Below are 17,003 nucleotides of genomic sequence, written 5' to 3'. Positions count from 1 at the left end.
TGAGTTGGTCACGGTTGTGGGGTGGGGGTGGGGGTTGGGGGTGGGGTCTGGCTCGGGGTTTCAAAACGCGGCGCCGCCGGGCGCGGTCCCCGGCCCCGCCACGGAGCTGGACGGCGATCGCGTGCGCGATGGTGCCGCCGAGCGAGTAGCCGAGCAAGTGGTAAGGGCCGTGCGGCTGGACGGAACGGATCTCCCGTACGTAGCGGGCGGCGAGTTGGTCGAGCGTGTCGAACCGTGCGGCGGGGTCGGTCAGCGTCGGGGATTGCAAGCCTTGGACGGGACGGTCGGGGCCGAGGTGCTGGACGAGTCCGCTGAAACCCCAGGCCAATCCGATGGCCGGGTGGACGCAGAACAGTGGTGGGTCGGTGCCGGCGGCACGCAGCGGGAGCAGGACCGAGAGTGCGTCACCGGGATCCTGTTCGTCGAGGCCGCGGAGGCGGGTATCGATGCGGCGGGCCAGCGATTGCGGTGTGGGGTCGGTGAAGACCCACTGAACCGGCACGTTGGCGCCGGTCGACTCCTCGAGCCGCGCCACCAGCTGGGTGGCGGCGAGCGAGTTGCCGCCGAGGGTGAAGAAGCCATCGTCGACGCCGACTCGTTCGATGTCGAGAGTCTGGGTGAAGGCGTCGCACACGGTGGCCTCGAGCGGGGTGGACGGCGACCGGAACCGGGACTGTCGCCGGTCGGGTGCGGGTAGGGCTTTGTAGTCGAGTTTGCCGGTGGAGGTGAGGGGGATTCGGTCGAGAGTGAGGATGCTGGTGGGGATCATGTGGGTGGGTAGCCGGGTTGCGAGGTAGGTGGTCAGTGCGATCGTGTCGGGTGTGGCGTGCGGGGCGGGTACGACGTAGCCGGTGAGTTGGTCGGTGCCGTTGGGTTGGGTGTGGACTGTGACGGCGGCGTAGATGATGTCGGGGTGGCTGCGTAGCGCGGCTTCGATGTCGCCGCGTTCGATGCGGTGGCCGTGGAATTTGAGTTGTAGGTCGCTGCGGCCTTTGTATTGCAGTGTTCGGTCGGTGGTCCAGGTGACCAGATCGCCGGTGCGATACATCCGTGTCCCGGTCGGCCCGTATGGGTCGGGGACGAATCGGGCTGCCGTGGTTGCGGGCTGCTTGTGGTAGCCGCGGGCGAGGCCTGGTCCTGACACGTACAGTTCGCCGACTACTCCGGGTGGGACGGGACGCAGTCTGCGGTCGAGTACGACGGCGGTGAATCCGCGGGTCGGGCCGCCGATTGTCATCGGGCCGTCCGTGGCTGTGCTCGAGGGAGCGGCCGCGCAGCTCGTGATCGTGGTTTCGGTAGCCCCGTAGCAGTTGATGACCGTGCGGTCCGATGTCCATTGTTTTGCCAGGTCCGGTGGGCATATCTCGCCACCGAGCAGCACGGTGCCGAGGGTGTCGAGTTCGTCGGCGGGCAGCGATGCGAGCACCGTTGGAGTGAAGGCGGCGTGGGTGACGCGTTCGGCTTCGATCGACTCGGCCAGTTCGGTGCCCCCGACTACTGGTGCGGGGGCGAGGACCAGTGTGGCGCCGGTAGCTGCGGCACTGAGCCATTCGAGGATCGAGACGTCGAAGCTCACCGAGGCGGCGGCCAGCATTCGAGAGGCCGGGGTCAGGCCGAACCGCTCCCGGATGTCGGCGGCCAGGTTCGCTATACCGCTGTGGGTGACCACGACCCCTTTGGGGGTTCCGGTGGAGCCCGAGGTGTACATCAGATAGGCCGGGTGCTGTGGCCGTAGCGTGGTTGTGCGGTCGGGGTCGGTGATCGTGATGGGGGACGCCGACGCTGTCGTCGCGGCGAAGGCCGGGTCGTCGAGGACAAGCCATCTGGTGGTGTCCGGTAGCTGGTTTCGGTGGGTTCCGAGTGTCAGCCCGATGGCGGCGCCGGAATCGGTGACGATGGTTGCGATCCGGTCGCGGGGATGGGCGGGGTCGATCTGGACGAACGCGCCGCCGGATTTGGCGACCGCCCACACGGCGATCACGGCGTCGATGGAGCGCGGTAACGCTATGGCTACCAACGATTCCGGTCCTATCCCGGTGTCGATCAGTACCCGCGCCCACCGGTTCGAGGTTTCATCGAGTTCGCGGTAGGACAGCCTTACGCCGTCGCAGACCACCGCTTCCGTGTCCGGCGTCATCGCGGCCGTCAACACCTGCGGCAACACCGACATCACCACACCGGGCCGACCGGCCACGGGTACCAGCGTGGCTCGCTCGACCGGCGAGAGCAGTTGCAGCTGGGCCAAGGGCAGGTCGATGTGTTCGGCGAGGGTGTCGAGCACCCGCAGCATTCGGTCGGCGATGGCGTCGATCTGGTGTTGGTTGAACAGTTCTGGCAGATATTTGAAGGTCAGGTGCACTCGGGTGTCGTGGTGGATGACCAGGCCGAGCGGATAGTGCGCGGCGTCGTGTCCGCGCACATCGAGGACATGCATTCCCGCGATGTCGGTGTCTTCGGACAGCCCGGCCCGGTCGACCGGGTAGGACTCGAGGACGGTCACGGTGTCGAACATCGCCCCGGGACCGGCCACCCGTTGGATCTGGGCGAGCCCGAGATGGTGGTGGTCGAGCAGCGAGGCTTGTTCGGATTGGATTCGCCGCAGTAGCTGGGCCAGGGTTTCGCGATGGTCGAGCCGGATCCGGACGGGCACGGTGTTGACGAACAGCCCGATCATCGATTCGATGCCGGGGATCTGCGGGGGGCGCCCGGAGACGGTGGTGCCGAAGACCACGTCCTCGCGGGCGGTCGAGGTGGCGAGGACGATCGCCCAGGCGGCTTCGATGAGGGTGTTGAGGGTGGCCTCCTGCTGGTGGGCCACCGTGACCAGGTCCGCGGTGCGTTGTTCGCTCAGCCGCACCTGGACTTCGCGCGCGGCGATGGTGGGCCGACGGCCGCGGTCCGAGGGTGCCAGCAGCGTCGGCTCGGCTAGGCCCTCGAATGTCCGCGCCCACGCGGCTTCCGCCGCGGCCTGGTCCTGGGTGGTCAGCCACATCAGGTAGTCGCGGTAGGGACGTACCGGGCGCAGCACCGTGGGGTCGCTGTCACTGGCGTAGAGGGTCAGCAATTCCCGGATCAGCAGTGGCGTGGACCAGCCGTCTATCACGATGTGATGCATGCTCAACAGCAGCTGGTGCTGCTGGGGTGCGGTGCTGATCAGTGTCAGTCGCAGCAGCGGCGCGGTGGTCACGTCGAAGCATGCGCGGCGGTCGGCGTCCATGAGCTGTTCGAGGGCAGCCTCGGTGTCGTCGCGCTCGGCCACATCGATCTGGGTGAACGGCAGGTCGACGTGCTGGTGCACCAGCTGGAACGCGTCGCCGGCGCCATCGCGCACGAACGCGGTCCGCAGGTTCGGGTGCCGTCCGATGAGAGTCTGTGCGGCGCGGCGCAGCCGGTCCGCATCGACGCGCCCGCCGAGGTCCACACAGAGTTGCACTATGTAGGCGTCGAGAGCGCCGTCGGCGAGCTGGGCGTGGAACAGCAACCCCGCCTGTAGCGGCGTGAGCGGCCAGATGTCGTCCAGTGTCGAACGTCCGGTCTCGAGCCGGTCGATCGCGTTCTGGTCGAGGTCGACGAGGTCGACGCCGGAGGGGGTCAGCCCGCCGACACCGGGCCGGGACGCGTGGGCGGCCAGAGCGGTCACCGCGTCGCGCCACAGTCCCGCGAGGTCGGTCACCTCGGCGGAGGTGAGCAGGCCGGTCGGATATTCCCAGGCGGCGGTAAGGGTGGGCCCGTCCGATGTGTCGATGGTGACCGCGTTGATGCCCAGCACGGCCGCGACGGGTGCGTCGGGGTTCTGGACGCTGCCGCCATCGGTGCCGTCGCCGGCGGGCATCCACTCGATACCGCGCAACGTTGCCGCAGTGGTGTCGAACCGACCGAGATAGTTGAAGCTCACCTGAGGGGCGGGCAGTTCACGCAGGATGCGGGCGGTAGCGGCGTTGAGGTAGCGCAGCAGCCCATAGCCGATCCCGTGGTTGGGAACCTGTCGGAGTTGCTCCTTGACCGACTTGGTGACCGCCGCGGCCGCTGCCCCGGCGGCGAACGCGTCGTCGATGTCGATATCGGACAAGTCGAGCCGCACCGGGTAGGTGGCGGTGAACCAGCCGACGGTGCGGGTGAGGTCGGCGCCGGGAAGCAGCGTGTCGTGGCGGCCGTGGCTTTCGAGGGTGAGCAGCGTGTCGGTGACGGTGTCGCCGTGGCGGCACTGCCATCGCGTCAGCGCCAGCGCGAGCCCAGCGACGAGGGCGTCGTCCACGTTGCCGTGGAACGCCCTGGGCAGGGTAGTGAGTACGGCGCGAGTCACCTCGGTAGGCAGCGCCACCTCGACAGTGGCGACGGTAGCTTGCACGTCCACGACCGGGTCGATCGGGCGGGCACCGATCGGCGGATCGGGAGCGCCGAGCGTGGACCGCCACCAGTCGAGTTCATCGAGGCGCCCGGCGGCGGCGTTCAGAGCATGCGCCCAGCGCCGCATCGAGGTGCCGACAGGCGCGAGCCGCGGCTGTTGCCCGACACTCAGCTCGGCCCATGCCGCGGCGAGATCGGGAACGAGGATCCGCCACGACACACCGTCGACCACCAGGTGATGTGCGACGACGAGCAGCCGTCCCGGCTGTCCGGCCCAGTCGAACCAGACCAGCTGCAGCATGACACCGGCTGCGGGGTCGAGGCGCTCGGCCGCCGCGTTCGCCTCAGCGTCGGCGAGCGCGGCGAAGGTGCTGCTGTCCGGTGCCGCATCCACCGGCACGCGCCGGATCAGTCCGGCGGCGGACATCGCGGTCGGCGGCACTCGCAGCTCCCAGCCCGACGTGTGCGCGGGTTCCGGGTGTAGTCGAGCCCGCAGCATGTCGTGGTGATCGATCACCGCCTGGACGGTCGCACCGATTCCGGTGGCGTCGATGCCGGTCGGCAGCGTGAGCATCACCCACTGGCAGAAACGGTCGAAGCCGCCACGCTCGAACATCCAACACATGATCGGCGTCACCGGTATCGGCCCCACGCCTGCGCCGGGCAGTTCCGTCGGAAGGGAGGTCGACGCCGCATTGTCGTCGAGAACGGCGATGTCGGCCAGCCCGGCAACGGTTCTGCGCTCGAACACCTCGCGCGCGGAGAACACCACACCCGCCGCCCTGGCCCGAGTCACCAACTGGATCGACATGATGCTGTCTCCGCCGAGGGCGAAGAACGAATCGTCGAGACCGACCTCGTCGATTCCCAATACCTCGGCGAACAATTCCGCCAGTGTCGTCTCCACCTCGGTGGCCGGTGCCCGGAATTCGGCTCGGGCCGTGGTGAAGTCCGGCGCGGGCAGAGCGGCGCGGTCGAGCTTGCCGTTCGTCGTCACCGGCAGCGCGTCGAGCACCACCACGGTCGCGGGCACCATGTGCGAGGGCAACCGCTCCCCGGCGAACGCGAGGACCGCGGCCGCGTCGAGGTCGGCGCCGGGCTCGGGCACCACGTACCCGATCAAGCGGTCGCCGATGGCGGGGTCCCGGTGCACAGTCGCCACCGCACCGGCCACACCTGGGCAGGCCACCAGAGCCGATTCGACCTCGCCGAGCTCGACGCGGAATCCACGAACCTTGACCTGGAAATCCAACCGGCCAACATAATCGAGCGCCAGACTCCCCTCCGGTAGCCGCAGCCACCGCACCAGGTCGCCGGTCCGATACATGCGCTGTCCCGGGCTTGCGAACGGATCGGCGACGAATCGCGACGCCGTCAGACCCATCCTGTTGCGGTAACCGCGAGCCAGACCCGGGCCCGCCAGATACAGCTCACCGATGACCCCGACCGGCACCGGCCGCAACCACGCGTCGAGCACGACCTGCCCGACCCCGCGGATCGGTCCGCCGATCGTCACCGCCTCACCTGCCACCATCGGCGCACCGGCATCGGTTTGGATCGTCGCCTCCGCCGGACCGTAGGTGTTGAAGAATCTCCGGCCCGGTGCCCACCGCGACACCAGTTTGGGTGAGGGCGCCTCGCCACCGACCACGACGATCCCGAGGTCCTCGAGCGCGTCCGGATCGACCGTCCCCAAGGCAGCGGGCGTCAGCGCGGCATGGGTCACCTTCTTGCGCAACAGGATCTGCTCCAGTTCGTCCCCGCCGTAGACGGTCGGGGGCGCAATCACGAGTCGCCCACCCGCCGCGAACGCCCATAGGTGTTCCAGGACTGCCGCATCGAAACTAGGGGACGCGAAATGCAGCACCCGCGCGCTCGGCCCGATGTCGAACCGCGAAGACTGGTCGGCCACCAGATTCGCCAACCCTCGATGCGACACCACCACACCCTTCGGCACACCTGTCGAGCCGGACGTGTAGATCACGTACGCCGCATTGTCGACCCGCACCGGCGATGTTCGCTCCGCATCGGTCACCGGCACAGTCGGTAACCCCGCAGCCTCGGCTTCGACCGCCGACTCGTCGAGGACCAACCACCGCGCCGGCCCGGGCAGCCGATCACGCCACTGCGACAGTGTGATTCCTACTGTCACACCAGCATCGGTGAGCATGTGCTCGACCCGGCTGGCCGGGTACTGCGGATCCACCGGCACGAACGCTGCCCCCGACTTGGCCACCGCCCACACCGCCAGAACCGCTTCGACCGACCGTGGCAATCCCACCGCGACACTCGCCTCCGGCCCCACACCCCGACCGATCAACAATCGTGCCAGCCGATTCGACTCCGCATCCAGCTCGCCGTAGGTCCACCACCGATCCCCGCACACCACCGCGACCGCACCCGGATCCCGCTCCGCCGCCGCCAACAACTCCGGCAACACCTCCTCGGGCACAGCCGGATCGCCCGAAACCGGCGTCAACTCCCGGTGTTCCGCCGGGGAGAGCAGATCCAGCCCGGCCAGCGGCAGATCCAGGTCGGCGGCAACGACGCCGATCACGCGCAGGACCCTGTGAAGAGTCGCATCCATCGTGTCCTGGTCGAAGAGTTCGGGCAGGTACTTGATTTTGAGGTGCAGTCGCGTGTCGACCCGCGCAATCACTCCCAGTGGATAGTGCGCGGCGTCGGTGCCGGTCACGTCGAGCAGCCGCATGCCGGCGATATCGGTGTCCGCGGTCAGCCCACCACGATCGACCGGAAAGGACTCGAACACCGTGATCGTGTCGAATACCGCCCCCGGCCCGGCCACACGCTCTATGTCGGTCAGACCCACGTAGTGGTGATCGAGCAGCGCGGCCTGCTCCGCCTGAATCCGGTCGAGCAGCTGCCCCGAGCTCTCGGCGGGGTCGAGACGGACGCGCACCGGCAGTGTGTTGATGAACAGCCCGATCATCGATTCGATGCCCGCGATCTGCGGTGGCCGTCCGGACACCGTGGCGCCGAACGTCACATCCTCCCGGGATGTCAACGCGCCCAGCACGATTGCCCATGCCATCTGGATCACGGTGTTGAGGGTGATGCCACGGGCCCGCGCGACGCCGGTCAGCGCCGCGGTCTGTTCCTCGGTCAGTTCGCCGAGCACCTCACATGATTCGGTGTACGGGCGGCCGGGATCGGCCGGAGCCACCAGGGTCGGCCCATCGGCGCCGTCGAACACGCGGGCCCAGGCGTCGAGTGACGCAGCCATATCGCGCCCGACGATCCACGCCAGGAAGTCCTGGTAGGGACGTGTACGAGGCAGTATCGCGGGGTCGCCGTCGGTGGCATAGAGGATCAGAAACTCTTTCAGGAGCAGTGGCGTCGACCAGCCGTCGAGCAGCAGGTGATGATTGGTCAGCACCAGCCGGTAGTGCTCGGGCCCCGTGGTGACCAACATCCAGCGCAGCAGTGGGGCACGAGCCGGGTCGAACCGGGTCGCCCGGTCCGCGGCCATCAGTCGATCCCACTCGCGATTGCGTGCATCGTCATCGAGCCCGGACAGGTCGAGCTCCGACCATGGAGCCTCGACGTCTTCATTGACCACCTGCACCGGTCCGGCGGCGGTGTCGGTGACGAATGCGGTGCGCAGATTCGCATGCCGGTCGAGCAGCACCTGTCCGGCTCGGCGCAGCCGCTGCGGATCGACCTGCCCACGCAACTCGAGGACCAACTGCACCAGGTAGGCATCCATCGACTCCTCGGACACCAGCGCATGGAACAGCAATCCCTCCTGCAATGGAGTCAATGGCCAGACGTCGCTCAACGCCGGATAACTGTCCTCGAGGCGCTCGATCTCGGACTGTCCGAGCCTGACCAGATCCAGATCCGACGGCGTCCGTCCCCCGGCCCAGGCACGGTGGATATGTGTCGCCAACGCGGTCAATACCCGGCACCACGACTCTGCCACCTCGCGCACCTCGTCGGCGGTGAGCACCCCGGCGGGATACGACCAGATCGCCCGCAACCGCGGACGACCCTCATCGTCGAGGAAGAAGGCATTGATGTCGAGCACTGCCGACATCGGCATATCCGGATTCTGCGCACCGGCGAATTCGGCACCCGCGAGGTAGCCGTCGGGCATCCATCCGGCCGACTGTATTCCTTCGGGAATCCTCGTGGAGATGTAGTTGAACCCGATCTGCGGCGTCGGCTGAGTTCGGAGTATCGGTCCGGTGTCTTCGTTGAGATACCGCAACAAGCCGTAGCCGATGCCATGGTCAGGGACCGCGAGGAGCTGTTCCTTGACGGACTTGACCGCTGCTCCCATAGCCGGCCCACCAGCGCACGCGTCGTCGAGATCGATGCCCGACAGATCCAGGCGCAATGGAAAACTCGTGGCGAACCAGCCGACCGTCCGGGTCAGATCCGAGCCAGGGACGGCGCCTTCCTCGCGGCCGTGCCCGTCGAGACCGATCAGCACGTCCGCGAGCGGGCCACCGGAGGCCTCCGTCCCACGCGCGCGCCGCCACTTCGTCACCGCTACCGCCAGCGCGGCCAGCAGCCCGTCGCCCACACTGCCGTGGAATGTCGCGGGCACGTCGGTCAACAGCGCCTCGGTCACCTCGGGAGAGACCTCGACCTCGACCGTGCGTGCGGTGGCGGCCACGTCGATCGCGGGGTCGAGGGGCCGGGACCCGATCACTGGATCATCCCCGACTGCCATCGCTTGCCACACTTCGAGTTCGGCGGTCCGCTCCGGGCGTTGGGCCGCCTCGACCAGCCCGTGCGCCCACCTGCGCATCGATGTCGCGACCGGGGCCAGATCGGGTGGCTCGCCGGACTCGATCCGCGCCCACGCGACCGCGAGGTCCGGCAACAGCACCCGCCAGGAGACCCGGTCGATCGCCGACTGATGCACCAGCACCAGCACTCTGCCCGGCTCCGCCGCGTCGACCGGTTCGAACCAGACCACCTGCATCACGATCCCGGCGCCCGGATCGAGCCGGTCCGCGGCGGCATCCAACTCCGCCGCCGCCGACGCACGGAACTCGACGCTTCCCGGCCTCCCCTGCATCGTCACCCGGTGGACGACGTCGTCGGCTCGAACCATCCCGACCGGCAACACCTCCCACGTCCAGCTCCCCTCGGCGCCCTGGCGCAGCCGCGTGCGCAGCATGTCGTGCCGATCGAGTACCGCCTGCACCGTGCCCGTCAGCTGCCGCTGGTCGATCCCCGCCGGCAGATCCAGCACCACTGCCTGCGAGAAGCGGTCGAACCCCGACTCCGCGCGTTCGATCAGCCATCGCATGATCGGCGTCACCGGTATCGGCCCGACACCCCCGCCGGGCAGTTCCTTCGGAAGGCCGGTCGCCGCGGTGCTGTCGCGGACGGCGATCTTGGCCAGCCCGGCGACTGTTTTGCGCTCGAATACGTCGCGCGCGGAGAACACCACATCCGCCGCCCTGGCCCGGGTGACCAGCTGGATCGACCTGATGCTGTCGCCGCCGAGGGCGAAGAACGAATCATCGAGACCGACCGTGTCGATACCTAATACACCGGCGAACGATTCGGCGATCGTGCGTTCGATGGGTGTCTGGGGTGCTCGGAATGGCTTGTTGTCGGTGAATAGTGGGTTCGGTAGCGCGTTGCGGTCCAGTTTGCCCACCGGTGTCAGTGGGATCCGGTCGAGCACCATGATCGAGGCCGGGACCATGTAGGAAGGCAACCGGCTGGTGAGGTACTCGGTGAGGATCTCGGTGTCGATCGAGCTATCGGGTGCGGCAAGGACATACGAAACCAGCGACTCGGCCCCGGAGTCGTTGTGATGGCCGATGGTGGTGGCGAAGCCGACGGTCTGGTGGGCGGCGAGCGTCGCGTCGATCTCGCCGAGTTCGATGCGTAGACCACGAATCTTGACCTGGAAATCGGAGCGGCCGAGGTGTTGGATCGTTCCGTCGGCTGTCCATCGGACCACGTCCCCGGTGCGGTACATACGCTCGCCGGACATCCAGGGGCACGCAACGAAACGCTCGGCCGTCAAAGCGGCCCGGCGATGGTACCCACGGGCCAGCAGAGCGCCGCCGATATACAACTCACCCACCACACCAACTGGCACCGGTTGCAGCCGTTGATCCAAAACCCATTCCGAGACCCCCTGAATCGGGGCACCGATCGTGACCAACTCACCCGCCACCAACGGAGCGCTCTGGTTTGTCGTGATCGTGGCCTCGGTCGGTCCATATTCGTTCACCATGTCGCGAGCGCTGCTCCAGCGCTGGATCAACTCGGTGCGGTAGTCCTCGCCACCGACTGCCAGGTGTCCCCAACTCGGTAGTGGCCAGCGGGTGTGGTCGATGGTGGACAGTGCGGTGGGTGTGATGAGGACGTGGCTGACGTGTTCGTGGTCGAGGAGTTCGGCGAGTTCGTCGCCGCCGTAGATGTCGTTGGGTGCGATGATCATGGTCGCGCTCGCGGATGTGGCCAGCAGTAGTTCCAGTACTGATACGTCGAAGCTGGGGGAGGCCAAATGCAGTGTGCGAGAGTTGGATTCGATGTTCATTGCGTGTCGGTGTTCGGTGGCGCAGTTGTAGAGTCCGCGGTGGGTGACTGCGACGCCTTTGGGTAGTCCGGTCGATCCGGAGGTGTAGATGACGTAGGCGATGTCGTCGACGCGTAGTGGGCGTATTCGGTCGGTGTCGGTGACGGGGCGGTTCTCGACCTCGTCGAGATTGTCCGGTGTCAACCAATCGATATCGTCGGGTAACCGCGTGCGCACCGAGGGCACGGTCAGGCCGATAACCGCTTTCGAATCGGCCGTCATGTGGGTGATGCGTTCGAGGGGGTAGGTCGGATCGATCGGCAGGAACGCGGCTCCCGACTTGGCGACCGCCCATACCGCGAGTATGGAATCGGGGGAGCGCGGCATACCGATCGCGACAACATCTTCCGGACCGGCACCACGCTGGATGAGCAGCCGGGCCAATCGGTTCGAACGCTCGTCCAGCTCTCGATAGCTGAGCTGCTGCCCATCGAACACGATCGCTGCGGCGTCGGGATCCCGGGCGGCAGCTGTGGTCAGCAAGTCGGCCAAAGTGATGGGCGCTGTCATGGGCGCACCAGAATGTGCCAGCAGATCAGCTCGTTCGGCGGACTCCAGTATCTCGATGGCCCCCACCGCGATCGTGGGATCGGTGGCTACCGACTCGAGTATCCGAATCCACCGATGCATCAGAGAATCGATCGTCGCGGCATCGAACAGATCCGTGGCGTAGGTGACCGCTACCGCCATCTCGCCGCTGTCGTGGTTGTCCGACAGCATGACCTGCAGGTCGAAGCGAGACACCTCGTTGGGCAGCTCGACTACCGACACCTCGAGACCAGGCAACTCCAGCTTCACCTGTTCCAGATTCTGGAATGCCAGCATCACCTGGAACAGCGGATGCCGGGACTGCGACCGATGCGGAGCGAGTTGATCCACCAGTTGCTCGAACGGCACGTCGGCGTGTCCGAAGGCTTCCAGATCGACCTGTCTGATCCGGTCGAGCAGGTCGGTGAACGATTCATCGAGATCGATGTCGGTGCGCAACACCAAGGTGTTGACGAACATGCCGATCACGTCGTCGAGTTCGGCTGCGCCGCGTCCGGCGATCGGTGTGCCGATCGGAATATCGGTCGTACCGCTCAACCGGGCAAGCAGGACTGCCAGCGTGCTGTGGATCGCCATGAAAAGTGACGAACTATGTTGCTGCGCAAAACTTTCCAACGTCCGCATCAACTGGGCATCGAAGGTGTAGTCGATGGTGGCACCCCGATTGGACGCCACCACCGGCCGCGGCCTGTCAGTCGGCAGGCGAAGCTCCTCGGCGACTCCGTCCAGAGTTGCGGCCCAGTATCGGATCTGCTGGGCGCACAGCGATTCCGGATCGTCGGGCGAGCCGAGGGTAGCTCGTTGCCACAGTGCGTAGTCCGCGTACTGGACAGGCAGTGGTGTCCAGGAAGGGAGTTCTCCGCGAATCCGTGTGGTGTACGCAGCCGTCACGTCGCGGGCCAGCGGTGACATGGAGAAACCGTCCGCGGCGATGTGGTGCACCACGACGGCGAGCACGTATTCGGGCTCCTCGCTACCGGCAGCGCGGAACAATCGGGCACGCACCGGCGCCCGGGTGCTCACATCGAAGCCTTCGGTGACGAATTCGGTTACCGCTGCGTCCAGTTGGCTCGGTGGAACCGATACCAGGGCCAGTTCGGGTTCTACCTCGTCGGCGGGTTCGATCAGCTGGATCAGCATTCCGTCGTGGTCCGGGTACCGCGTCCGCAAAGACTCGTGTCTGCGCAGCACGTCGACCACGGCCGATCGCAGGGCGTCGACGCTCAACTCGCCACGCAACCGAATGGCGATCGGCACATTGTATGCCCCCGAACTGGTGTCGTACTGGTTGAAGAACCACATCCGTTGTTGGGCTGGCGCCAATGGCACCAGTTCGGGGCGCGGCCCAGCGATCAGTGGCGGGCGTTGTCGCCCCGTGCCGGAATGCCGCTCTATACGGGTCGCGAGCGCCGCCACCGTGGGCGCCTCGAACAACAGCCGCACCGGAATCTCGGTATCCAGCGCGGCCCCGAGTCGCGCTGCGACCCGGGTCGCGACCACGCTGTCGCCGCCGAGGGCGAAGAACGAATCATCGAGACCGACCGTGTCGGTTTTCAATACGTCGGCGAAGGATCTGGCGATCGTGCGTTCGATGGGTGTCTGGGGTGCTCGGAATGGCTTGTTGTCGGTGAATAGTGGGTTCGGTAGCGCGTTGCGGTCCAGTTTGCCCACCGGTGTCAGTGGGATCCGGTCGAGCACCATGATCGAGGCCGGGACCATGTAGGAAGGCAACCGGCTGGTGAGGTACTCGGTGAGGATCTCGGTGTCGATCGAGTTATCGGGTGCGGCAAGGACATACGAAACCAGCGACTCGGCCCCGGAGTCGTTGTGATGGCCGATGGTGGTGGCGAAGCCGACGGTCTGGTGGGCGGCGAGCGTCGCGTCGATCTCGCCGAGTTCGATGCGTAGACCACGAATCTTGACCTGGAAATCGGAGCGGCCGAGGTGTTGGATCGTTCCGTCGGCTGTCCATCGGACCACGTCCCCGGTGCGGTACATACGCTCGCCGGGTCTCCAGGGGCACGCTATGAAACGCTCGGCGGTCAGGCCCGCCCGGCGATGATATCCGCGGGCCAGCAGGGCGCCCGCGATATACAGTTCACCCGCCACACCAACGGGTACGGGTTGCAGCCGGTGGTCCAGTACCCATTCCGAGACCCCGCGAATCGGTCCGCCGATCGTCACCAACTCACCCGCCACCAACGGGGAGGTCAGCGTCGCGGCGATGGTGGTTTCGGTAGGCCCGTACTCGTTGTACACGCTACGGCCGCCATTCCAGCGCTCGACCAACTCGGTACCGTAGTCCTCGCCACCGACCAGCAGATATCTCAAATCCGGTAGTGGCCAGCGGGTGTGGTCGATGGTGGACAGTGCGGTGGGTGTGATGAGGACGTGGCTGACGTGTTCGTGGTCGAGGAGTTCGGCGAGTTCGTCGCCGCCGTAGATGTCGTTGGGTGCGATGATCATGGTCGCGCTCGCGGATGTGGCCAGCAGTAGTTCCAGTACTGATACGTCGAAGCTGGGGGAGGCCAAATGCAGTGTGCGAGAGTTGGATTCGATGTTCATTGCGTGTCGGTGTTCGGTGGCGCAGTTGTAGAGTCCGCGGTGGGTGACTGCGACGCCTTTGGGTAGTCCGGTCGATCCGGAGGTGTAGATGACGTAGGCGATGTCGTCGACGCGTAGTGGGCGTATTCGGTCGGTGTCGGTGACGGGGCGGTTCTCGACCTCGTCGAGATTGTCCGGACACAGTGGGCGTACCTGGTCACTGTCGGTGACAGGGCGGTCGGCCTCGTCGAGGTCCTCTGCTGCCAACCAATCGATGTTGTCGGGTAATCGCGCGCGCACCGAGGGGACGGTCAGGCCGATGGCCGCTTTCGAATCGGCCGTCATGTGGGTGATGCGTTCGAGGGGGTAGGTCGGATCGATCGGCAGGAACGCGGCTCCCGACTTGGCGACCGCCCATACCGCGAGTATGGAATCGGGGGAGCGCGGCATACCGATCGCGACAACATCTTCCGGGCCGATACCGCGCTGGATGAGCAGCCGGGCCAATCGATTCGAACGCTCGTCCAGCTCTCGATAAGTCAGCTGTCGCCCATCGAAAACAACCGCTGCGGCATCGGGGTCCTGCGCAACCGCCGTGGTCAACAAGTCGGCCAGCGTGGTCGGTTCGGCTGTGGGCGTACCGGTGCGCGACAACAGATCGGCTCGCTCGGCGGGCTCGAGGACTTCGATCATCCCGACCGGAACCGTCGGATCGATGGCCACCGACTCGAGTATCCGAATCCACCGATGCATCAGAGAATCGATCGTCGCGGCATCGAACAGGTCCGTGGCATACGTGACCGCTACCGCCATGCCCCCACCGTCGTGGTTATCCGACAGCGCGATCTGCAGGTCGAGCGGAGATCCCTCGTTGGGCAGGTCGGCTACCGACACCTCGAGACCGGGCGACCCCAGCTTCATCCGTTCCAGATTCTGGAATGCCAGCATCACCTGGAACAGCGGATGCCGGGACTGCGACCGATGCGGAGCGAGTTGATCCACCAGTTGCTCGAACGGCACGTCGGCATGCTCGAAGGCATCCTGATCGACCTGTCTGATCCGGTCGAGCAGGTCGGTGAACGATTGATCGAGATCGATGTCGGTGCGCAACACCAGCGTATTGACGAACATGCCGACCACGTCGTCGAGCCCGGCCGTGCCACGCCGGGCGATCGGCATGCCGATCGGAATATCGGTGTTACCGCTCAATCGGGCAAGTAGAACCGCGAGCGTGCCCTGAATCATCATGAAAAGTGACGAACTATATTGCCGCGCGAACCTTTCCAACGTCTGCATCAACTCGGAATCGAAGGTGTAACTGACGGTGGCACCCCGATTCGACATCACCACCGGCCGTGGTCTATCGACTGGCAGACGAAGCTCCATGGGAAGGTCCGCGAGCGCGGCTCGCCAGAACGCCAGGTTCTCGCGGCGGCGGCGAATCCGGGCGCCGTGGCGGGCGCTGTCGGGGTGGACCTGCCCGAGATCAGTGTCCGGTGCGGCGGCGGCGAACGCGTCGAGGAACTGCCCGAATCTGGTGTAATGCGCGGACAGTTCGGGCCCGGTGTAGAGGTTGGGATTCGCCAAAAAATGGAGGATCGTCTGCGGCGGGTCTCCGGTCTGATACAGGTCGACCAGCAAATCTTCGACCGGCCCGGAGCTGAGAATATGGAATTCCGCGGTCATCGACCCGAGCCGGAGCTCTTGGGGGAAGAACATGACATTCACCACCGGGCCCGCGAAACGCCGCTGCCCGTTGTGCCCCACGGCGGCGCGAATGTCGATGAGGCCGCACCGCTGGTGCCGCAACGCTCCTATCAGGTCGGACTGCACCCGCCGCACCAGCGTCGCGACCGTGTCCCCTTTGCCGAGCACGATCGGAAGCGGCACAACGTTGACGAAGACTCCCCCCGACCGCCGCAACACCGCGGTGGTGCGACCCGATACGGGAATATTGACCACGACCTCGTCCCGGCCGGTCATCCGGGCCAGATAACTTCCGAATGCGGCGATCACCACCGCGGCCGGGGTCGCTCCCATCGCTTTCGCGGAATGATCAATGCGCTCTACCGTCATGGTGGGCAGTTCGGCTCTTGCGACCACACTGTCCGCGCGCGCCGGCGCGTATCCGGCGGCCAGGCTGGACTCGTCTGCTACGCCGGCGAGTCTGTCCACCCAATATGCTTGGTCGCTGGTGAACCGCGTGGACTCCCGGTAACTGCGGTCTGCCTCGTAGAGGGTGCGCAGGTCCGCCGCCCGGTTCGGCTCTGCTGCCTGGCCTCCCAGCGCCTCTGTGTATAGCGCCGCGACCCGGTTCACTATCGTCATCGCGGCGTAGCCGTCCAATGCGACGTGGTGAATCCTGAGGTACCACAGGAAATGTCGATCCCCGACCTGCACAACCACCCATGCGACCAGCCGGTCTCGGGTCATATCCAACGGCGCGGTGTACTCCCGGCGCATCCATTGCAAGGCCGCCGCCATGGGGTCCGGTTCACCACGCATATCGATGACCGGCCCCGGCGAAGCCAGCGACGGGTCGAACAACTGATGCGGCTCACCGTCGACCTCTACCAGCCGCAGATACCCCGATTGGAATTCGTTGCCCGTTTGAATCGAAGCCTTACGCAGTATCTCGAGATCCAGATCCCCATGGAACTCGAGATACTGCGCCTCACATATCGGCACATTCGGGCTCAACTGTTGCGCCAGCCACAGCCCCCGCTGCCCCGCAGACAGCGGCACAGGCTGAGTGACCGACACGTTTGGCTCGGAGTTCCCTCCCGACCCCGGATCGGGCGGGAACTGCCGTGGCACCGCGGTCATCACTTGCCTCCAGACCCGACCGCGCCCAGTATAAGCCGACTGATTGGTATGCGTATACCCCGGACCAGGGATCCACATTGCGAAATAATGTCTAAATTTATGAAAGTGATAGATGGCGCTCTGTGGCTTATTTGGACATACATAACAAGCGCAGGTTCAGTGC

1 protein-coding gene is annotated in these 17,003 nt (G+C 66.1%); it reads right to left on the bottom strand.

What is annotated here, in order from left to right; translation table 11 throughout:
- On the bottom strand, positions 1-16,759 hold a 16,759-nt coding region (locus tag ACFU4Z_RS31845), incomplete at its 3' end, for an amino acid adenylation domain-containing protein (protein WP_379070560.1).
- Positions 16,760-17,003 lie beyond the last annotated feature (244 nt).

The sequence above is a fragment of the Nocardia sp. NPDC057440 genome, assembly GCF_042802915.1.
Classification (GTDB): domain Bacteria; phylum Actinomycetota; class Actinomycetes; order Mycobacteriales; family Mycobacteriaceae; genus Nocardia.
Note: the sequence above shows the minus strand (reverse complement) of the source record. Positions and strands in the feature narration are given on the sequence as shown.